This is a genomic window from Bacteroides sp. RCH18, assembly GCF_058231005.1.
The window spans coordinates 2,378,057-2,400,519 of sequence record NZ_JBIPTC010000001.1; the positions used below are offsets into that span (position 1 = coordinate 2,378,057).

Sequence of the window (22,463 nt, forward strand, 5' to 3'; positions counted from 1 at the left end):
ATTCTTTATATAACAATTCTTTTACTCATACTTTATCATGCGAATACGATGATTTTTCGCATCTGCAACATACAGTGTCCCATCTTTATCGAAAGCCACGCCCATGGGTTCATTGAACTTCGCATCCAAAGGTTTTCCATCAAGAAATCCTTTCTTCTGAGGAACACCGGCAAAAGTTGACACCATGCCATCGGGAGTAATCTTCCTAATAGTATGGTTAAGCAGCTCGGCAACAAATAAATTACCTTCTTCGTCTACAGCCCCCTGAAACGGCAACCAGAAACGTGCTGCAGTACCTACTCCGTCGGCGTGTCCCGAAGAGAATTGAGTTCCGGCAAAAATGGTCGGATTATCCAAGCCCTTTGTCTGAAAATTATAGTTTGATTTATAAATAGCATTAGTATCTGCTCCTATCAGATAAAGAATCTTTCCGTCTCTTGTAAATGCCAGACTGACAAAATTATTATCTCCCAATGTAGTAGCAACTACTGATTGCCGGGTTTCCTTATCATATCTATATACTGTTCCACCAGCCTTTATTGCATAAAAGATAGTTCCATCTACCGGATTCACAGCTATATCCGAAGCAGATCTTGCTTTAAGCAATTCACGTGCATTCATGAAACCATTGTCCCGAGTAACGGTAAAGACTCCCGTTCCATTATCATTCCCCGACTCATTGGTAATATACAAGGTCTTCTGATCAAGCGAAAAATCCAGCATTACAGGATTGGACATGCTTCCAGAACCACGAAAAGGAGAAGTAACCTCATTCCTGGTTTGCGATATAACTCTCAATCCTCGGTTACTCTCTATCAGATAAATGTCACCTTCAGCATCGACTTTGAGTGTTCGTGGTTCAATGAACCGTGCTTCATCTAATCTGCCGTTCACTATTTCACTGCCTCCGTCATTATTTGTATATCCGCATAAGGTAGAAACAACCTGAGAAAACTCATAATCGAAATTTTCCTCAAAAGTATAAGTTTGTTTCTCGGCATCCTTTCCTATTTCCACTCTGACCGGACCGATATCTGCCCGTCGGGGAACCACTGCATAAATTCGTGTATCGGCAACACCAATAACCGTAGCACTTTTATCATTCACATAAACTCTAACCAAAGCTGTATCCGAGCCAAAGTTAGCTCCCCGTATCACCAGTTTCGTTCCTACACCTCCTTCTTTAGGCAGAAACTCGTCGAACCCAACCGGTTTGCTTGGATCGTAAGTTTGAGGCGTATCGCCATTGCCCTTACAAGAAACCAAAAAGATAAAAATGGAAGCTATAAGGAGCCCCCCATTCTTCCAATACAAAAAGTGTTTCTTTTTCATGTAGTAAAAATTTAAAATTATTAGATAGTAGATTCGTATATTATTAGTCATAAGAATGGCAGAACACAATCTGTTTTCACACTGCATTCTATTAAAATCAAACAAAAAAATATCTGGAAAATTGTTATCCTGAAAACAAGAATTTCACCTAACTATTACCATCCCGTATTATCCCATTTATATATCTTAATACCTTTTACTACGGCACTTCCGTTTTTCAGAAAGAAGAATAATTTTTGCCCTTTTTTTTCTGGTAATCTATTAATAATAGATCGCTTACCATTTATATTCATATCAATAAATTCGTCTTTCAATATCACATCCAAGATGATTGTCTTTCTCAGATCTTTCACTGTATTGATTCCTGTATTGTAGATGAAAGCACTTTCCTTATTGGCATTCAATTCTACTTTATACCCACGATCTCCTTTATCTGCAGCCCGTACAAATAATCCGATCTCATCATAATTGCTTAAAGGTTCTATTTCCATCGTTATCCGATAATTGACAGGTAAATCTGATAAAGACGCCATGCTGACACCATTCGGAGAATTCAGAGTCAGTTGACCTTTCGAATACGAAACATTTTTGCTGCCAGCCGGAATTTCTATCTTTGGCATTTTCAGAGGAGACATAGCAGGAAGAGACTCCGTCAGGAATTTGGTATACAGCGTGCCGTCCGGTTCCTGTACCACTTCCCTCAATAGCATATTTCCACCCCAGATCGGACCATCAAAATCTTTATTATTACTTCTACAAGGCATGTATGCTACCGCTATCCTCCGATTGTTTTTATACTCCGCTGTCTTATAAACACTCGCCCACGATTCTACAAAAGCTTGTGTAGTAGGGTATTCCCAAGGTCCGTAAGGTTTTCTTGATTTAACGTAATAAGTATCCCCTCCAATGCTATACAGCAAATAATACCAATCATTCCATTTGAAATAATCGGAGCATTCCGGAGTAGCCACCTGTCCTGTCAACGGAGATTCAATCTCTTTCCAATCTTTTAAATCTTTAGATACAAGATGAACCAGATAACCACCAAAGCCATCTAACTCGGGTTCCTTTTTATAGCCCGAAATAAACAGATGATATACATCTTCTTTATCTTTAAATACTTTAGGATCACGAAATTCTCGACTGATACACTCCTTTGGAGCATAATAAAAAGGATTGGGTTGTTGTTTTACAAAAGATTTGCCGCCATCTTCACTCATAGCATAACTTAATTGCTCGTGTACTCCTTTATCATCTTTCACCCGGGTAGAGTAGAACGCATAAAACTTACCCTTATCCGCTATAACCGAACCTGTACAGATCGATTTTTCCCATTCCTCATCTATACCAACAGCTACCGGATAATGTTTCCAAGTGACAAGATCTTCAGAAGTGCTCAGCGCCCATTGATGACCACCCAGACCACCCAAACCTGCATGATGACCTTCATCCAGGAGCCAATAAATATAAAATGTGCCTTTATAATAATAAGGCATACAATCACCTGTAAACAGATGGCTTTCTACAGGTTTAAAATACTGTATTCCTGTAATTCTCTGAATAGCAGGATCGTAATCCTTTACCACTTGTGCAAACACGCCGATAGAGAATAACAGGGAAATAAAGAGTAGCTTTGTTTTCATAATAGCATTATTTTAGGTGTTTGTTAACCATATGTTTTTATCAATGTGATTATTCACTCTGCAAACATAAACTATTTTTTCATCATATGCAAATACAAACAAAACAAATTTATATTTAAATGCATATTTATATATATCATATATGTAAATCAATCAAATTACATATTCATCATTACATACTCAATTCAAACCTACTGTTAATAATTACATTTATTCAGCAGCACGAGAGAGAATCCACAAATTCTTATTATATTTGCATTCTATTATTAAAAACTTGAAGTAATGAAAACAAAGCCAAGCTACAAATCAATCTATGACATCTTAAAAAAAGACATCTTGGATGGAATATACCCAACCGGTTCATTATTACCGACTGAGCTTACCTTAGCCAACCAGTATTCTGTTTCAAGACCAACTATAGCAAAGGTTTACAATCAGTTGCAAACTGAAGGTTACATTACGAAAAAAAAAGGACTAGGTACTATTGTTAACCATAAATATACTTCTACCACTTTATCCTTCGGATTATTACTTCCCGGAGCTGGAGAGTCCGAGATTTTTTCTATTATTAATGACCAGTTATTAAAACAATCGGAAGCGGGCAAATTCAATTGTTTATGGGAGGGAGCCACGGCAAGCAATGCAAACATAAGGCGGGAATTGATAGAAGCCTGTTGTGACAACTATATAAAAAAAGGAGTAGATGGCATATTTTTTTCTCCATTGGAAAGAGTTGCTGACGCAGACGAAATCAATATCCGAATCTGCGATAAGATAGAAAAAGCAGGTATTCCCCTTATACTTATAGATAGAGATATATATAATTTCCCCCAAAGAAGCAACTTTGACATTGTTTGCCTGGATAATTTCAGCGCAGGATGTATCATGGCTCAGCACTTAATAGATCAAGGATGTACTCACATTCATTTCTTTTATAGACCTGACTCCGCCAGTTCCGTAAACATGCGCTTATCAGGAGTTAAAGAAGTGATACAGAAAAATAAACTGGCATTTAATGAGAAAAATGTGCATTGTGGAAATCCAGAAGACATTAATTTTGTAAAACAGATGCAAATAATATCCGGCAAAACGGGTATCATTTGCGCAAATGATTCTACAGCCGCTGTTTTAATGTCTACCTTAGCAGACATCGACGTACAAATTTCTTCGGACTTACTGATCTGTGCTTATGACAACATGAAATACTCCATGCATTTGAAACACTCATTGACTTCTTTCAAACAACCATGTGAAGAGATTGCCAATGTCAGTGTGGAACTCATGTTCAGAAGAATCAATAATACTAATGCTTTTCCGGTAACAGTGAATCTTGCAGGAGAAATCATAGTTCGTGATTCAAGCAAATTCGGTTAACAATTATCCATAATACAAAAAAGTAAAAAATAGGCATCTCACTATGGGATGTCTATTTTTACTTTATAAAGATAGCTAAAATCTATTTTCTGCCTAAGATTTGATTCTTCTCATGTATTACATGACCGTTTTTCTACAATATTCAAGATTATCTGCCCTCATACGAAAAATTAAATTATACTATCAACCCCCTAAACTATTGTTTATCATCTGCAAACTACGTACTTTTGCACGCCATTTTTAAGAGGCCAAAATAATGAATAACAAGACCAAAGGTTTTATCTATGGAGCCATTGCCGCTGCAAGCTACGGTATGAATCCTCTCTTCGCACTCCCGCTCTATGCTGCCGGCATGAGTGTAGATACTGTTTTATTCTACCGTTACGCATTTGCCGTAATCGTATTGGGTGTCTTGATGAAGTTGCAAGGGCAGTCTTTTACCCTTCGTAAAGCCGACATTCTCCCCTTGGTTATCATGGGACTGCTGTTTTCGTTTTCATCCCTGCTTCTATTCATAAGTTACAACTATATGGATGCCGGTATTGCTTCTACTATTCTGTTTGTTTATCCGGTGATGGTAGCTGTGATTATGGGCGTCTTTTTTAAAGAGAAGATTTCTGCAATCACTATTTTTTCTATCTTGCTGGCACTTTCAGGAATTGCCCTGCTCTATCAGGGAGATGGAAATAAAACGCTCTCCACCGCAGGAATTATTTTTGTTTTATTGTCGTCTCTCTCCTATGCCATTTACATCGTAGGAGTCAACCGGTCTTCATTAAAAACATTACCGACCACCAAACTTACATTTTATGCTATATTATTCGGATTATCGGTTTACATAGTCCGTTTGAATTTCTGCACGGAATTGCAAATCATACCATCCCCCTTATTGTGGGCAGATGTCCTGGCACTAGCCATTCTCCCCACTGCCGTGTCATTGATTTGCACCGCATTAGCCATTCATTATATAGGCTCCACTCCTACTGCAATACTCGGTGCATTGGAGCCTGTGACAGCGTTATTTTTCGGGGTTCTCCTGTTTCACGAAAAACTGACTCCCCGATTGATGGTCGGTATTTTAATGATTATCACTGCCGTTACATTGATTATCATCGGCAAGTCACTTATAAAAAAGATGAGTGTGCTGTTGCAGATAAGCAAAAAATAGTATACTTTTGCTAATCAATCAACCAAATAGCAACTTTAATTATCAAAAAATATGGTAGACGTAAAGACTTGCCTTGACAATGCACAAGAAAAAATGGATATGGCTATAATGTATCTCGAAGAAGCATTGGCACATATCCGCGCTGGAAAAGCGAGTACCCGACTGTTGGATGGTATCCGCGTAGACTCTTACGGAAGTATGGTTCCTATCAGTAATGTAGCAGCCGTAACTACTCCCGACGCTCGAAGTATCACCATCAAACCTTGGGATAAAAGTATGTTTCGTGTCATCGAAAAAGCTATTATTGACTCCGACCTTGGCATTATGCCCGAAAATAATGGTGAAATTATCCGTATCGGTATTCCTCCTCTGACGGAAGAACGTCGTAAACAACTCGCTAAACAGTGTAAATCTGAAGGTGAAACTGCCAAAGTAAGTGTACGCAACGCTCGTCGTGATGGCATCGATGCACTGAAAAAAGCTGTGAAAGACGGGCTGGCAGAAGACGAACAGAAGAATGCTGAAGCCAAGTTACAGAAAATTCACGATAAGTATATCAAACAGATTGAAGATATGCTTGCTGACAAGGATAAAGAAATCATGACCGTTTAATGGGAAATGGAGAATGAAAAATGGAAAATGCAGCCCCACTGCCCATTAATCATTCTCCATTATCCATTCTCCATTATCCATTAAATAAATGAAGGGATTAGTAATCAAGAACACGGGCAGTTGGTATCAGGTGAAGACCGACGACGGACAATTTATTGAATGTAAAATCAAAGGAAATTTCCGGTTAAAAGGTATTCGCAGCACCAATCCGGTAGCCGTGGGCGACCGCGTTCAGATTATACTCAACCAGGAAGGCACTGCCTTTATCAATGAAATAGAAGACAGAAAGAACTACATCATCCGCCGTTCTTCCAATCTTTCCAAACAATCTCACATTCTTGCCGCTAACCTCGATCAATGTATGTTAGTGGTCACTGTCAACTATCCCGAAACATCCACTATTTTTATCGACCGTTTTCTCGCTTCTGCCGAAGCATATCGTGTACCTGTCAAACTGGTATTTAATAAGGTAGATGCATATAACGAGGAGGAACTCCATTATTTGGACGCTCTTATTAATCTCTATACACATATCGGTTATCCCTGTTTCAAAGTTTCTGCCAAGGACGGGGATGGAGTGGATGCCATAAAAAAAGATCTGGAAGGCAAGATTACACTTTTCTCCGGTCATTCGGGAGTTGGAAAATCGACACTTATCAATGCTATTTTACCGGGAACCAAAGTAAAAACCGGTGAAATCTCGACCTATCACAACAAAGGTATGCATACGACTACTTTTTCTGAAATGTTCTCCGTAGACGGGGATGGATATATTATCGATACACCGGGAATCAAAGGATTCGGCACGTTCGATATGGAGGAGGAAGAAATCGGGCATTATTTCCCTGAAATATTCAAGGTTTCCGCTGATTGTAAATATGGTAACTGTACACATCGGCATGAGCCGGGATGTGCGGTGCGTGAAGCAGTGGAGAGACATCTTATTAGTGAGTCTCGTTATACTTCTTATCTGAATATGCTGGAGGATAAGGAGGAGGGGAAGTATCGGGCGGCATACTAAGAACTACAGCAAGGTACGAATAACGCAAACGGGCACGGCTTCTTTGAAGTCATGCCCGTTTGCGTTATTCGTACCTGTATTGCTTTTACTTTAACCTTTAATAAAAGTTCGGCGATTGGTTCTGAACATTATACTGTATATCCTTAATCGTCCCCAACTCCCCTGCGGGTAAACTCCATAAGAACAACTTTTCTTTATCCATAAGATGATCTTTTGCCAATGTCATGTTTAAGACATGGAAAGACCCATCTTCGAGACCTACCCCCAGCTGTGTGCCACTGATGCACTCTCCATTCATGGCAACAATCGGGCTGTCAAATTCATAAAGCTTGAAGAAGCCCTCCGCACTATTACTATCCCGCTCTGTAATATCATACAAATAAAGAGACTTGCCACTGGACATCAACAGATAAGGATGTATAGAGGCATCGAAACCGAAGGAATATCTCAATATACAGAAAATACTATTCTCTTGCATGATTCCTCCCAATCCGGGTAGTATCCCTTGTATATCCTCCGTGACATCCATAGCTCCTGTCGTATAATCACGATTCACTCTAAAATGCTGATGATAATAAACACCGTCCTTCTCTATTATAGAGAAATATCTGTTAGCTGCCGGATACAGGTATTCACTTGGATTCATATAGTGCCCCGTATAAACAACCTTATAGCCGTCCATCCGATCCAATCGGGTAAATCCTTCCGACCATCCCTGTTCACCACTTCCATGCTGTGCCACTACGATTTTAGCCAGCGTATTTCCATAAGAACCTTTCCAATCAGAAATGATCAAATAACGTTTCTTATAAGTATCATATAACAAGCAAAAGTTCTTACTATTGCTGATATCGCCCGGTATGATGCGAATTCCTTGCAGTACTTCCCCTTGTTCGTCTTTCACGAAAGAAGGAAGGAAACGGTTGGAATGAAACAGTTCATTGGTACTTTTCACTCGTTTATAGAGTCGTCCCTGTTCGTCAGCCACCAAGTCTACCCATTGCATGAACATAACATCCGAAATCGTAGGGATCTCACCCGACATGAATAATCCGGCAGCCCGAATTTCTTCCTTAAACGTATACGCGTTGATGTCTACAAAATCGCTTTTGCAAACCGCCATGATCTGTGTACTATGACGGTTGTTGCGAAAATGCTCATGTATCTTGAACACATCTTTCGGCAACACTTTCCCATTCTCTTTCTGATAAAGTCCGATATATGGCGTAAACTGATCGTTACCATCCGTATAAGCACCCATCAAAAAGCTAAGACAAGGCTCCCCTTCTTTTTCACTGAGCACTAAGAAGCCGGAACCGGCATAAGGATCCAACACACTCAAAGGGAAAGTAGCCCGAAAATGATTACCTGTATCCAAATCCTCCATGTCAAAAAGAACATATCCTGAAAGAACTTCTTCGGTCGTATAATTGAGCTTTTCTTCGTTTCCTATGACCTTGTCCTTGAACAACCAAGTATACGCCAAGTTCTTCTTATCTTTTTCATTTTCAAAGGAAAGGATTGGCCTAACTTTCACCACCTGACCAGCTGTAACGGTCAAAGAAGTGATCTCCGATTCCGTACCATCATCCTTCTCTAAGAGAAAGCCAGTAATTGTGATTTTCAACAAATTATTATAATCATAATTTCCTTTATCCTCATAGCAACCCGACAGGAGTAGACTCATGAGGCATAAAAACGCAAATATCTTTTCTTTCATCATTCTATTGTTTTAATTAACAGGAACTACTAGAGGCCGTCCATCCTCTTCACACCAGCCATACTTACTGATATCTTCCTTAAATTTCATAGCCAACAGCCGAATCTCATCCGCATCATAATCAGTCAAGTCGAGTACCTCACCATCACAACTTTCTATAAAATACAGATATTTGGCAGCCGTCCATTCACCTAAGTAGTTATCTACAATATCCTGATCCCACCAAAGAGGCTTACTCAGTTTATTATCAAAAGAAACAGATGCCGTAATAGCTTTGGTATACGCATTAACTCCTAAAAATTCCGCTAATCCGAATGTCTCATTGGGCACCAAACGGACAGTTACTTTGACGGTCTCGCTATCAAGATGTGCTGTTTTATGTAGCGTGATCTTCAGGTTATCTTCCAAGACGCCAGCATGAAAGGTCTGCAAATTCTCGACAGTAAAGTCCTCTGCATTCGCAGTCGTTTCATCACTGACCACTTCCACAGCGAAAGCCTTATCTTCCGCCAAGTAATATCCGGCTAGTCGCACTTCAAAAAAGACATCATAGTCATTTACACCCGGATAGTGCTTAAAAGTCATGGTCGCCAAGTGTCGGTCCTCATCATTGGGTATATAGAGATAGTGCGTTGACGTATCATATAGTGCCAATTCTTCCTTACTGCACGAACTGAATGCAAGGAAAAGCACACTCAATATAAACATGTATTTTTTCATATATCACTTCTATAGGATTTACAATTACAAACTTTCATTATCGGGATGTGGCAAAACAAACTGATCAGTGCTGGTCATATCATAGCTAGGAGTTATATTCAATTTCTTATAATAATAGAACAATTGTCCCTCACTAAAATATTCGCGGCGTACCTCATCAAGCAGTTCATCTTCAAAGTGACCAGTCAACTGACCGGAAGAACAGTTGTAAGCTGCACGAAGTTTGTCCAACTCACTGATCGCATTTTTCTGATCCTTCTGATTGTTATAGTATTCAGCCCGAATAAAGTACATTTCTCCCAAACGAATCATCGGAAGCATATCTTTGACGTATGTTGCCAACTTTTTCTGTGTAGCCACATTCTTCAGACTAAACAATCGAGAACTTTCCATTATCACCAAATTGGCGCGAGTGTCGTTTTCGGAATCAAAAATATCACTCTTCGACCATCCTGCCAATGCCAAGCTCGACTCTGTGTTATGATAAGGCTCATAGATCGTCCACAAATTCTGATTAGAGAGACAGAATATGACGTTATCGTACAACTTCATATTTCCATTGGATACAGCAGCGGCCGTACTCATGGAAAAGATCTTATCGTTCCCCGCCTTTGCGTCAATGACAGCTGTCGCTTCTTCAAAAGCTTCCTTATGCATACCGGCATAATTATATACCCGCGCCAACAAAGCACTGATGGCATAATAATTCATCCGATATCCCCGATAAGCAAAAAACAGATCGTCAGGATTCGCATACCCTTCTATACGGTTTTGTGTAAGGAGCCAATTCGAATTAGCCAAATCATAAGACTCTACCAACGTTTTGGCCTTTTTCAAATCCGCAATAGTTTTTTCCACAATTTCCTCATTGGTAAAATAAGGCTGAAAAGTGCAAGGGTATGTAGTCACATAGGGAATATACTGACGTTTGTCCTGCATGGCCATAGATGGAGCAAAAAGTCTCAACATATCAAAGTGAAGATAAGCGCGCAAGGCCAGCGCTTCCCCTTCTATTAAATTTCGTTCCAATTCTCCTCCCGCAAACTTTCCTACAGATTCCGTTTCAATACGCTGAATAATGTTATTACAGTTCGCCACGTTATTATAAGCTTTTGACCAGACTACCTCTATCAGATCTTTTACTTTTTCATTCTCATACTGATATCTAACAGCATACCGATATTCAGTGATATTAGTCAGCAAATAAGAGGTATACATCTGTGCAAGCACATCCAGAAAGCCCCAACTCAATTCTTTTCCGTACAAACCGGTTTCAGACATTTGTTGATAGACCCCGTTTAATGCGATACGATAGCCATCACCGGTTTGAAACAAATCTGTTTCCGTGGTCGTATCTTTAGGCTCAAGATCTAGCCAGCCACTGCAAGCCTGTAATCCGGCAAGCAAAGGCAAAGCTATTAATAGTTTATAAATTTTCATACGCTTTATCATCGTTAGAAACTGGCTTTTAGTGAAAAATTAATAGTTTTTGAATATGGATAGCTCAATCCCCTTTCCAACTCTACGGAAGACCAACGCGCTAAATCATTAGCACCTACACTGACACGCAACATGCTTAATCCTATAGGTTTAATCAGTTTAGAATCAATATCATATTCCAATGTAATAGAGTTTAAGTTCACCCAATTGTAATCCTGAACAAATCTGGATGTAGGCTTGACCGTCGCATTCCCGACATAAATGCTGGCCTGTATTTTTTTAAATGCAGAGACATCGCCAGGCTGCTTCCAACGCTTTGTCAGCACTCTGCTATCCACATTTTCGTTTAAAATATCAACGCTTTCTACCTTATCCGCCAATGTCCTGTTATAACGTTGCCCACCAAACTCATACATAAAAGTAGTATACACACTAAAACGCTTCCAAGTCAGATTGAAGCCTAAAGTTCCTCTTGCGGCAGGTTCTTCATCGCCCACTACGACTTGATTGGATGAATCCCAATATTTAGTGACAGTACCATCGGCATTCAAAAAAAGTTCATCACCGGTAGCTGGATCAATGCCCAATGACCTCATCGCCCAAATAGCAGTCTGTGAAACCCCTTCCGAATACTTCTTATAGCTTTTGGAGCCTGTAGAACTAGCACTTTGTTGGGGATTGTTCAAATAATCATCCACCTTATCATTATAAGCTTTCAGACTCTCTGCTATTTTCACCAATCGGTTTTTATTATGAGATAAGTTCGCAAACAAATTCAGATTCCAATCCCGAGTCCGGATTACATTTGCACGAACATCCAACTCGAATCCTTTATTTTCGATCTCTCCTATATTATCCATATAGGTTACAAATCCGGAATGGCTAGGAATTGTTACGGAATTGATACAGTCCACGGTTCGTTTCACATAATAACTCCCTTTCACATACAGAATATTTTTCAGTATGCTGACTTCCATACCGACATCCAACGTATTAGTCGTTTCCCAAGTCAGACCTTTATTCCCCAATGCGTATAACACAGCTCCATAACCGGTCTTATACCATTGATCGGAAAGAATCCGATAAGTTGTCTTTGCATCATAAGAGGCGAAATTCACTTTACCGACCTGTCCATAACTAGCACGTAATTTTAATAAGTCGAAAACGCCCTGCTCCTTAAAATATTTATAATTATGAATATTCAATCCGGCGCCAAAACTCCAGAATGGAGCATATTTGTTGTCAGAACCGAATTTTGAAGACCCATCCATACGTATACTTGCATCAAACAAGTAAATGTTGTCATAACTATAGTTGACCAAACCGATTAACCCCATCAAACGAGAGTGCTCCTCACTTTGTTGCGGTTTATAAGGCATCTCCTGCGCATAATTAGGAGAATGTAGACTACCCGACGGGAATCCTCTATAACTGGCAGATAAACTCTTAGTCTGATTTTCCATGACATTCATTCCCGCCGAAACATTCACATTGTGCTTATTAATAGAACGATTGTACGCCAAGGATGCTTGCCAGTCAAGTGTGAAGCTATTTCCAGATCCAGTTGACAACTCTCCGGAAGAAAGATTAGTCGCACTTAAAGGATTCGAATTTTTTTGAGAATGCGGATCTAAGAAACGTTCGTTCTCATTAAATTGACGAGTTAAACCCAAAGTAGTTTTAAATAATAAATAATTATTTATATTCCACTGGGCACTCAAATTATTGATCACTTGCTCGTAAGAGGATTTACTATAACTACCCAGCGTAGCCTCATAAAGAGGATTATATCTGTTAGTTTTGAGCCCCCAATACTCCAACGTTTCCAAAGGATTACCATGCTCGTCCTGATAAATGTCATAAGGCAACTGAGAAGTATAATCAGAGAAAGAACCATAAGGCGAATCTTTTGAACTGTTCACATCATAAGTAAAGTGATTTCGGAAAATGAAATTACCAATCGAATATTGAATATACGCACCGGCACCCCACACGTCACGCTTCGAACCTTTCATGACTCCATTGTTCTTATTCAGATTCAGCTCTACGCCAAAACGCAACTTGTCCGATCCCCCATCCACATAAAGGCTATGATTCATATTAAGAGAGGTCTGCAACGGTTTATCCAGCCAGTATGTATCGACTCCATTAAGAACGTTATATAGCTTCTTGTAATAAAAGTTCCGATATCGATTCTCCGAGTCGACCCCTCCTAGCGGATCTTCAAAGGCTCCCGCAATTCTTTCAGCTTCCAATTTATCCGCCGCATTCAGCAAATTATAATCACTCAAATCCGGCATTTCCACCTCTCCTGTCAGGCTATAAGAAACGTTAAGTTTACCGGGCTTCGGAGTGACAGTCGTAATCACAATCACACCATTAGCGGCACGCGAACCATACATAGCTGTCGCAGCGGCATCCTTCAAAATCGTAACACTTTCGATGCGTGAAGGATCCATATCATACAACTTCGTAACGCTAATCTCGAATCCATCCATTATAAATGTCGGAAGGTTCGGATTATTGACCAAAGAAGACTTAGAAGTCACATCTGTCACATCCAGTTCCTTTATCCCAATTCCCGACTTACCACGAAGATAGACTTCCGGTAAAGCGTTCGGGTCAGAACCCCACATGTTATTTTCTGCAATGCGAAATGAAGGGTCAAATGCCTGAATAGCCGATATGACATTGGTCTTTGAGACTTTTTGCAACTCTTCTTTCTTGATGGAAACCGTATTACCGGTAAAACTCTCCTTTCTCAGATTTGCATAACCTGTCACTACCACCTCGTTCACCTCATTCACGTCCTCCTTCATGCGAACCTGAATCTCCTTTTTCTGGTTACCTTTCACTGTTACTTCTTGAGTAACCATTCCAATAAAAGAGACTATCAGAACAACATCCTCTCGTGGGGCACTAAGCTTAAAATTCCCATCAATGTCACCGACAGTACCTCCCTGCACTCCTTTTACCCGGACGTTTACTCCAGGCAAAGAATGGCCTTCCGTATCCGTCACCTTACCTTTAATAACACGGTAACTATTGTCCTGCACCTTAACAGTGACCTTCGTCTGCGCACCAGCAAAGGATGTGTACGAAAGCAACGCTACCAGTAATAAGCAGCTGACAATAAAACTTCGCCTTTTTCTCATAAAAAAACTGTGTTGTATTTAGTTATATATGCATTTAACAAAATTGATTCTCACTGATTCCTCTCAATAAGGATTATTTTTTACGACGACGCCACCAAGTGATGATGTATCCCGCTAACAATCCTACAGGAATAATTCCCATAAATAAGATGCGAACAAAAACTAAAGCTCCCTGACCAGAGATGGACAGCTTATCGTCATACGGATGAGGACGATCATCATTTACGGGGAATTGATTATAAGACAATTCACGGAAAGCTTCAGTAATCAGCGTAAAGTTAGAAGTGCTCAAATCATTCCGATTAGTAGTCAATTCACTATTCGCCATACAATCTGCATCACCACATACATAGATACGCTGTTCTTTATCACCTACTTGGCGAGTTAAACGCACCACCAAAGGAATAGAATCAGCTCTTTCACCTGTTTCCGGATTGATTTCCGGTTTGTCATCCACAAAATCAGTTGTTTGCTGTTCATTCCAAGCCTTTGCAGTAGTAGCAAATAAGGCTGAAGACTTAAAGCCGCAACTATCATTAAGTACTAATTCTACAGCTCCAGGCATAGAAAGTTTAGAGCCATATCGCCCCATTGTATAATAACCTTTATTCTCTGTTATAGCTGTTTCTGTAGGATTCACAAATAATTGATTGGGAGCATATCCCTCTGTCTCTTCCACTACAATGCCTGGCATAAATGTAATACCCAAATTTTCAACTAATGGATTCATCAATGGTTGACGCCGTGGTTCGCAAGCTATAATCATGTTACCTCCGCGAGCTATAAAACGTTGTATTTTAGCTATCTCATCCGGTGTGTATGCTTCACGTACATCTGCAATAACAATAATATCAATATTATCAGCAATATCTGTTGCCATAGAATCCGCCTTCAAATCCAAAACACTCACTCCGAACCCTTGATTGATCAGAGAATATCGGAAAGTGAGATTTTTTGCAAATGCACTATAATCACGTTCACCGCCTTTGTAAATATCACGTTCACCATGTCCTGTGATAAAGGCAACCTGTGGAGACTTGACAACCATCGTTTTCAAGGCAGCCGTAATTTCAGATTCACGAGGATCACGCTGATTATCATCATAAATTCGTAAAAAAGCTTTCTGACCATTTTCACGTTCGAAAAGATAAACAAAACGATTGCCTTCTTCTTCCAGATTAATGCCCTTAGAGTCTGTTACTTTCTTGATTTCTTCCGGAGAAAGGAACATATTAAAATCCAAATCATAAGTATCACACAAACGCTGAGCTATTTCTTTGTCTGATAGTCCGGAGAATTGTGCATAAAGACGAGGATTATCCGTATGGTCATAATAATACACATACTCCATCTTCATTTCCGGTTTGAAACGGATATAGTCTTCAAACTTACGCATTTCCCAATTCCTGTTTTTCGGCATTCCCTTGTTGAAATTATCATCCAGCAGGTTAACGAACATCGTAAGAGTCAATCCACCATCCAGCTTCGTCATTACTTCCTGACTTGGAGGAGTCAAAGTATTTGCCTTAGTTGCTGTTGCATCATAGTAACACATTAACTTAGGCTGGGAAGTCACATAACCGACCAATAATGTAACACACAACACACCGATATACTGCACCATCTTACTTAAACTATTGGCTGTAGTACGTTCGAACTTCAATTTCAAAACAGAAAGTGACAAGAACAGTACAACCACAATAATAAAATAGAATGCATCTTCACTACAAATCATACCATGAAGAAACTTGTCCGAGCGTCCTGCCAAAGATAACCAATAGGTAAGATCACGAACAAAATCAATGTCCTGTCCAATATTACCCATGAAATTGAGAATAGCAAGAACAGTCAATGTTCCAACAGCCGCAACCACCTGATAAGCAGTCAAAGTAGACATAAACAAACCTATAGCTGCATAAGCACATACCAACAAAAAGATTCCAAGTATTCCGGTCAAAGCAAACGGAAAATCAAAGTTCTCCACAATACATGCACTATAGATAAAATAGGCAAACAAGATAGCAACCAGAATCAATGCATATACCAACATAGATATATATTTACCTAGAATTATCTGTATATTGGTAATAGGGGAAGAATACAGCAACTTGATGGAACCACTGCTATACTCCTTACTCATCAATCCCATTGTAAGTAATGGTATATAAAGGTACAAGTTATCCTGCATACTTGAATAAACACCATTGTATCCTAACAATAAAGCACTGGTCAGGTTATAAGGGCGGTAGTTTAGTGCCAAATAACGTAATTGATCGGAAATCAAGTCGGAAAATGTCAGTCCGGCCTGAAATGCAAATATGATAAGGATCAACCATGCAATAGGTGAACAAAAGAGAGTATTCAGTTCAGCCTTTGCTATTTTCCATATAGTTTTCATACTTAATCTTTATTTTCTAAGTTTGTGTTTACTTCTTTCCAGAAAGACGGGCAAAAATCTCATCCAAAGAAAGACGTTCTAACTGAATCTCTTCCAGTTGCCATCCATTAGCGACACTAGTAGCAATCATTTTCTCGGTTATTCCATTCGTTTCAGCTATATGAAAGCGGTAGTGACAATCCCCCAAACAATCGACAGAAGTAACTCCTTTTAGCTTGACAAGTTCTTCTATTGCCGGAGCATTAACCAATGTTGCAGTGAAAGAAGTAGGAGCAACATAATTATCAAAATCATCCATACTTCCAGAGAAAACGACTTTTCCATGTTCAATCATACGAATTTCATCACAAGTAGCCTGAACTTCCGGTAAAATATGCGTGGAAAGCATTACTGCATGATCGGTAGCAAGTTCCTTAATTAAATTACGGATTTCGACAATCTGATTAGGATCAAGACCATTTGTCGGCTCATCCAGCACAACAAATTGCGGATGATGAACAATAGCCTGTGCAATGCCAATACGCTGCTGATAACCACCGGACAGATTACGCAGGAGACGTGAACGAAAATGAGTTACTCCGCAACGAGCCATAGCACGCTCTACGGCTTTCCCAATCTCCATGGGTTCCATCAGACGAAGATTTGCACAATAAGTAAGATACTCCTCAACTGTCATATCCGGATATAAAGGCGGGCGTTGAGGCAAAAAACCTATGAACTTCTTTGCCTCTACCGGATTCTCACGCAGATTGATGTTATTAATCCAGACATTTCCTTCTGTCTGATTCAAAACCCCACATATAATATTCATAGTTGTGGACTTACCGGCGCCATTGGAACCCAACAGACCGAAAACTCCCTTACTTTTTACTTCAAGATTTATATCGCGGATAGCCCAATCTACACTATAACGGTGAGAAAGGTGCTCTACTCTGACAATAGCTTCTTCCATGATGTGTTTGTATTTTATAAGGAACTCTTTATTATCTTCTCTTTCTACGAACAAGGATCGTAATTCCGCAAGCGGCAAAGATTAGCGGCAAAAGTGCATAGCAGCCATATCTCACCGTTTTACGAGCATCACGTCCTATAGATACTGCATTATCTTCCGGATTAATCCGCTCTGTATCTAACGGATATTCATCATAAGAAAGCCATTTAAAAGTTCCGGTAATTACTGTAAAATTATTAGATGAATAACCATTGCGGCTTTTGCTCATTTCTCCATTACTTACACAATCCGCATCTCCTGTTATGACGATACGTTGTTCTTTATCACCAACTTTACGGTCAAGCGCCAAAATTGTAGGAATAATACCTTGCTTCTCACCCGTTTCAGGGTTATACTGCGGTTTATCATCTAAGAAGTCTGTTGTTTGCAACTCATTCCAACATAAAGAGTCTGTAACAATCACCGGAGAGGCATTGAAACCTTTAGAAGGGTCAAATACCAAACCAACAGCATCAGGCATTGTAATGACAGATCTGAACTCATATGGACGGGTATAAGGTTTAAAACGCTGCGCAGCTTCTTTAGTTATATGCCCGGCAATCAATGACGGAGAATCATTCTCTTTCATTTCAACCAATGTTCCTGACATAAAAGTCACTCCCATTTGTTCAGTTATGGGATTCATTATTTCCTGACGACGGGCATCACCTAAAATGAAAAGATTTCCTCCACGAGCGATATACTTATTCAAACGATCATTTTCAACTTCATTGAAAGGCGTTTTCATATCTGCTATCACTACAATATCTATATCTTCCGGTACTTCCTGATCTTCCAAAGACAAGGTTACTACATCGAATCCCTGATTTCTCAAAGAGTAACGGAAATATTGATTCTCCGCAAATTGATTATAGTCCCGATCGCCCGTTTTATAAATATCACGCGTCTCATGACCAGTAAGAAAAGCAACTTTCGGTGACTGTACCACAAAACGTTTCAAAGCTGTAGAAATTTCGGTTTCCGACGGATGTTTTTCATTATCATTAAATAAACGCAAAATACTCTTCTGACCATTATCCCGTTCTACAACACGTATAAAATGATTTCCTTCATTCCGCAAATCTATTTTCTCACGAATCTGTTCCGGAGTCAAAAACATATTAATATTCAAATTCAAAATGTTTGCCATTTTTTGAGCTTTTTCCTCAAGAGTATTACAGCCTTCAAGACGGAAATCCAATTGAGAATTAGCCTCATCATAATAGTAAACATACTCCATCTTTGTATCCGGTTTGAAGCGAATATACTTTTCAAACCTCTCATAATCATTCTTCAGCTGACTTGGCAAAGCAATAGCATAATTATCATCCAGCAGATTCATGTAGCTGGTTATTTTCAAACCACCATCTATTTGCTTCATAATATCCTGACTCGTTTTCGTCAGTGTATTACGCTTTGTTGCTGTTGAATCATGATATAATTTCAAAGTAGGTAATGTAGAAATATACCCCACCAATAAAGCAGATAAAACCACAGCACCATAAGTTCCCCATGTTTTCCCACGAGATACTTTACGACGTCCGGCACGCAGTTTCAATACAGAAAGAGTTAAAAACAATGCAATAATTAATAAGAAGTACAACAGATCTTCACTGCAAATCAATCCGTTTATAAATTCATCCGCACGTCCGGATATGGATAACCAATATGTGACATCACGCACAAAAGCATAATCCTGTCCAACTTCACCAACATAATTCAATGCAGCCAATACAGCCAAAGTTCCCATAGCGGCTACTACTTGATAAGAAGTAATACTGGACATAAATAAACCTATAGCCCCGTAAGCACAAATCAGCAAGTATATACCCAATATTCCGGTAAAGAGTAAGCCTAAATCGGCATTCGTAATAGTGATGCCACAAAATACCCCAACAACTAATAAGGGAAGAATCAATACTAAATTGTAAATCAACACCGACAAGTATTTACCAAAGATAATCTGGCTGTCAGTAACCGGAGATGAGAACAGCAGTTTTATAGAACCACTACTATATTCCCTACTCATCAACCCCATTGTTAACAAAGGGATATATAGATAAAGGTTACGCAGGAAGCCCGGAAAGATTCCCATCCAACCTGTAAAAATAGAGGCTGTCACATCCCAAAGAGTATATCCTAATGCTTGTCCCTGTACCTGACGATCGAACGCATTTCCAAAAGCCACACCCACCTGCACAGCAAAAATAACTAGAATAAGCCATGCCACCGGGGAACAAAATAAGGAACGCAATTCGGCAATAGCTATCCGATATGTAGTTTTCATATCAATGTTTTATTATATTTTGTGATTAATCGATTTTTATTCCTTTTCCGGACAACTGTGCAAAAACAGTATCCAATGAGTCCCGTTCAAGAATAATTTCGCTGGGGCGCCACCCTTTCTCCACGCCCATTTCCGTTATACGTCGTGTCATGCCATGATCGTTTCCATCAAAATGACAACGGAAACGAGTAGCAGTCAGCTTTTCGACTTTAAGGATACCCGGAATTTTCTCTAATTCTTCTGTTTGCGGAGGATTCTCCAGGATAGTCACCAAAGTACTGGGAGCCATGTAATTATTGAAATCACGGATAGTTCCGGAAAATACAACATTTCCATGTTCAATCATCTTAATTTCATCACAAGTGGCCTGTACTTCCGACAGGATATGAGTAGACAGCATCACTGCACGGTCTACCGCTATTTCTTTTATTAAGTGACGGATTTCGACAATCTGATTCGGATCAAGTCCGTTGGTGGGTTCATCCAGAACAACGAACAGCGGATTATGTACGATTGCCTGGGCAATACCGACACGTTGTTGATATCCACCAGACAAATTACTGATGAGACGTTTGCTATAGTGCATTATTCCACACTTTTCTTTCGCACAATCAACAGCAGCTCTGATACTTTTAGATTCCATGTGCCTGAGTTGTGCACAATAAACCAAGTACTCATCTACCGTAAAATCAGCATACAAAGGAGGCTTTTGAGGAAGGAAGCCTATAAACTTCTTGGCTTCAACCGGATTTTCTCTCAAACTAATACCATTTACAAATACTTCACCCTCTGTTTGGTTCAGTACCCCACACATGATGTTCATAGTGGTTGACTTTCCTGCGCCATTAGACCCCAACAGACCAAAAACTCCTTTTTTCTTGATCTCCAGATTAATGTCCCGGATAGCCCATTGTACGCTGTAGCGATGTGACAGGTGCTCTACCCTCACTATAGGTTCATCCATAATTAAAAAAGTTAAATACCCTAATAAAAATTAAACTCACGACAGGTTTAATTAGGCTATTATAAAAAAAGAATACGTGTTTTAACCTTGTGATTTTCTTGTTTATAAATTCCTAAAAAACTTTGCGAAAGTATAAACCTTTATATTTATACGCAAATTTTTCAGGAAGACATTTTTTATTAGCAATTTGCCGAAAATCGAAAGAAATGACATATAGTCAGCATAATACACTCTAAATTCGCACTATAAACTCAATCTTTATTTTAAAAAGCGACAATAATCAGACTTTTTGATTCCAAAAGTCAAATAGTTACAAACACAACTTTAACCTTATTTAAGTTTTAAGCAAAGTTTTGCGAGTTTTAACGAATTGATTCTAAAATTTGGAAACCGATTAACAGATAAAACAATCCGGATTTCTGCTCTCATCAATTATTAAGGCCAGACTCTACGTTAACCTTCTTTTACTATTTCCGGCATTAAACCTTTTCTTTCAGGTGTCGTCTAATCACAAGAAGATATTATATAACGTGCTATATACTATACTAAACCATGAATAAAAAAACTAAATGGGGCATCATTATTCTTATCGGTGCCGGAATTATCGGTGGAGGAATTTATTCACAGTTACCTAAAACTAACGACGAACTGGCTGCTGCTGACAAGGTAAAAAACACCCAAAAGAATGGGAAGAAAATTCTGAACGTCAACGCCAAAGTCATTAAACCTCAACTATTAACAGACGAATACACCACTACCGGCGTACTTCTGCCGGATGAAGAAGTTGATTTGTCTTTTGAGACTTCCGGGAAAGTAATAGAGATCAACTTCGAAGAAGGAACTCCCGTAAAAAAAGGACAACTTCTTGCCAAAGTGAACGACCGCCAGCTACAGGCACAACTTCAACGGTTGGTTTCACAACTAAAGTTAGCTGAGGACCGTGTATTCCGACAAGATGCTCTGCTCAAACGAGATGCAGTCAGTAAAGAAGCTTATGAACAAGTAAAGACTGACCTGGCAACTTTAAACGCTGATATAGAAATAGTAAAAGCGAACATTGCCCTAACCGAGCTCCGTGCTCCATTTGACGGAATCATTGGTCTTCGGCAAATCAGTGTCGGTTCATACGCTTCACCGACAACTATTGTTGCCAAACTGACAAAGATTACTCCGTTGAAGGTTGAGTTCTCAGTACCGGAACGCTATGCAAGCCAGATTAAGAAAGGGACGAACCTGAATTTCAGGATTGAAGGGAAACTAGATGCCTTCAGCGCAAAGGTATACGCAGTAGAGTCAACGATCGACCCTAACCTGCATCAATACACAGCACGCGCACTTTATCCCAATACCAATCGTGCCCTGCTTCCCGGTCGATATACAAGTATACAATTGAAAAAAGAAGAAATTCCGAATGCGATCGCCATCCCGACGGAAGCAATCGTGCCGGAAATGGGAAAGGATAAAGTCTTCTTGTATAAATCAGGAAAAGCCGAACCTGTAGAAGTGACAACAGGCATCCGTACGGATGCTGAAGTACAAATTGTAAGAGGACTTCAAGTAGGAGATACCATTCTTACATCAGGAACACTGCAACTTCGTCTGGGACTTCCTGTTACATTGGATAATATTGACTAATAC

General features: G+C 39.5%; 15 protein-coding genes. 5 read left to right on the forward strand and 10 right to left on the reverse strand.

What is annotated here, in order from left to right; all coding sequences use genetic code 11:
• Positions 1-21: 21 nt before the first annotated feature.
• Together ACHLI0_RS09565 and ACHLI0_RS09570 are read right to left on the reverse strand one after the other, a co-directional pair.
• The gene (locus ACHLI0_RS09565; protein WP_490748984.1) at positions 22-1,332 is read right to left on the reverse strand and encodes an SMP-30/gluconolactonase/LRE family protein; all 1,311 of its coding nucleotides are present in this window, start codon (positions 1,330-1,332) and stop codon (positions 22-24) included.
• A 155-nt stretch (positions 1,333-1,487) separates the two neighbouring features.
• Positions 1,488-2,975 carry a family 43 glycosylhydrolase gene (locus tag ACHLI0_RS09570; protein WP_055219682.1) on the reverse strand — a complete coding sequence of 496 codons (1,488 nt, stop codon included), beginning with the start codon at positions 2,973-2,975 and terminating at the stop codon, positions 1,488-1,490.
• A gap of 282 nt (positions 2,976-3,257) precedes the next feature.
• Here ACHLI0_RS09570 and ACHLI0_RS09575 point away from each other — a divergent pair, with 282 nt between their 5' ends.
• The 4 genes from ACHLI0_RS09575 (at position 3,258) to rsgA (ending at position 7,150) form a co-directional block, all read left to right on the forward strand.
• Entirely contained in the window at positions 3,258-4,349 is a 1,092-nt protein-coding gene (locus tag ACHLI0_RS09575) for a GntR family transcriptional regulator (RefSeq protein ID WP_055219681.1), read from the forward strand.
• 256 nt (positions 4,350-4,605) lie between these two features.
• A complete protein-coding gene (locus tag ACHLI0_RS09580; RefSeq protein ID WP_490748986.1) occupies positions 4,606-5,517 on the forward strand; it encodes a DMT family transporter in 912 nt (303 codons plus the stop codon).
• A gap of 51 nt (positions 5,518-5,568) precedes the next feature.
• Entirely contained in the window at positions 5,569-6,129 is a 561-nt protein-coding gene (gene frr / locus ACHLI0_RS09585) for a ribosome recycling factor (protein WP_008759590.1), read from the forward strand.
• Positions 6,130-6,217: 88 nt separating this feature from the next.
• On the forward strand, positions 6,218-7,150 hold the full coding sequence (gene rsgA / locus ACHLI0_RS09590; RefSeq protein WP_008759589.1) for a ribosome small subunit-dependent GTPase A: 933 nt from the start codon (positions 6,218-6,220) through the stop codon (positions 7,148-7,150).
• Between the two features lie 97 nt (positions 7,151-7,247).
• On the opposite strand, the gene ACHLI0_RS09595 is transcribed toward rsgA, so the two are convergent.
• The 8 genes from ACHLI0_RS09595 to ACHLI0_RS09630 all read right to left on the reverse strand — a co-directional run bounded on the left by ACHLI0_RS09595 (position 7,248) and on the right by ACHLI0_RS09630 (position 20,825).
• Complete coding sequence (locus tag ACHLI0_RS09595) at positions 7,248-8,873, reverse strand: PKD-like family lipoprotein (RefSeq protein ID WP_081030513.1); 1,626 nt, start codon at positions 8,871-8,873, stop codon at positions 7,248-7,250.
• 9 nt (positions 8,874-8,882) lie between these two features.
• Positions 8,883-9,590, reverse strand: a complete 708-nt coding sequence (locus ACHLI0_RS09600) for a DUF4843 domain-containing protein (protein ID WP_490748988.1) — start codon at positions 9,588-9,590, stop codon at positions 8,883-8,885.
• A 24-nt stretch (positions 9,591-9,614) separates the two neighbouring features.
• Positions 9,615-11,030: a RagB/SusD family nutrient uptake outer membrane protein gene (locus ACHLI0_RS09605; RefSeq protein ID WP_490748990.1), complete on the reverse strand. Its 1,416-nt coding sequence runs from the start codon at positions 11,028-11,030 to the stop codon at positions 9,615-9,617.
• A gap of 14 nt (positions 11,031-11,044) precedes the next feature.
• Positions 11,045-14,185 (reverse strand): SusC/RagA family TonB-linked outer membrane protein, encoded by a 3,141-nt coding sequence (locus tag ACHLI0_RS09610; RefSeq protein ID WP_055219673.1) that lies wholly within the window; start codon positions 14,183-14,185, stop codon positions 11,045-11,047.
• 73 nt (positions 14,186-14,258) lie between these two features.
• Positions 14,259-16,583, reverse strand: a complete 2,325-nt coding sequence (locus ACHLI0_RS09615) for a Gldg family protein (RefSeq protein WP_055219671.1) — start codon at positions 16,581-16,583, stop codon at positions 14,259-14,261.
• A gap of 28 nt (positions 16,584-16,611) precedes the next feature.
• Entirely contained in the window at positions 16,612-17,535 is a 924-nt protein-coding gene (locus ACHLI0_RS09620) for an ABC transporter ATP-binding protein (protein WP_055219669.1), read from the reverse strand.
• Positions 17,536-17,566: 31 nt separating this feature from the next.
• The gene (locus tag ACHLI0_RS09625; RefSeq protein WP_490748993.1) at positions 17,567-19,861 is read right to left on the reverse strand and encodes a Gldg family protein; all 2,295 of its coding nucleotides are present in this window, start codon (positions 19,859-19,861) and stop codon (positions 17,567-17,569) included.
• A 25-nt stretch (positions 19,862-19,886) separates the two neighbouring features.
• Complete coding sequence (locus tag ACHLI0_RS09630; RefSeq protein WP_022300904.1) at positions 19,887-20,825, reverse strand: ABC transporter ATP-binding protein; 939 nt, start codon at positions 20,823-20,825, stop codon at positions 19,887-19,889.
• A gap of 552 nt (positions 20,826-21,377) precedes the next feature.
• On the opposite strand from ACHLI0_RS09630, the gene ACHLI0_RS09635 reads away from it, so the two are divergent.
• Positions 21,378-22,460, forward strand: a complete 1,083-nt coding sequence (locus tag ACHLI0_RS09635; RefSeq protein WP_008759588.1) for an efflux RND transporter periplasmic adaptor subunit — start codon at positions 21,378-21,380, stop codon at positions 22,458-22,460.
• Positions 22,461-22,463 lie beyond the last annotated feature (3 nt).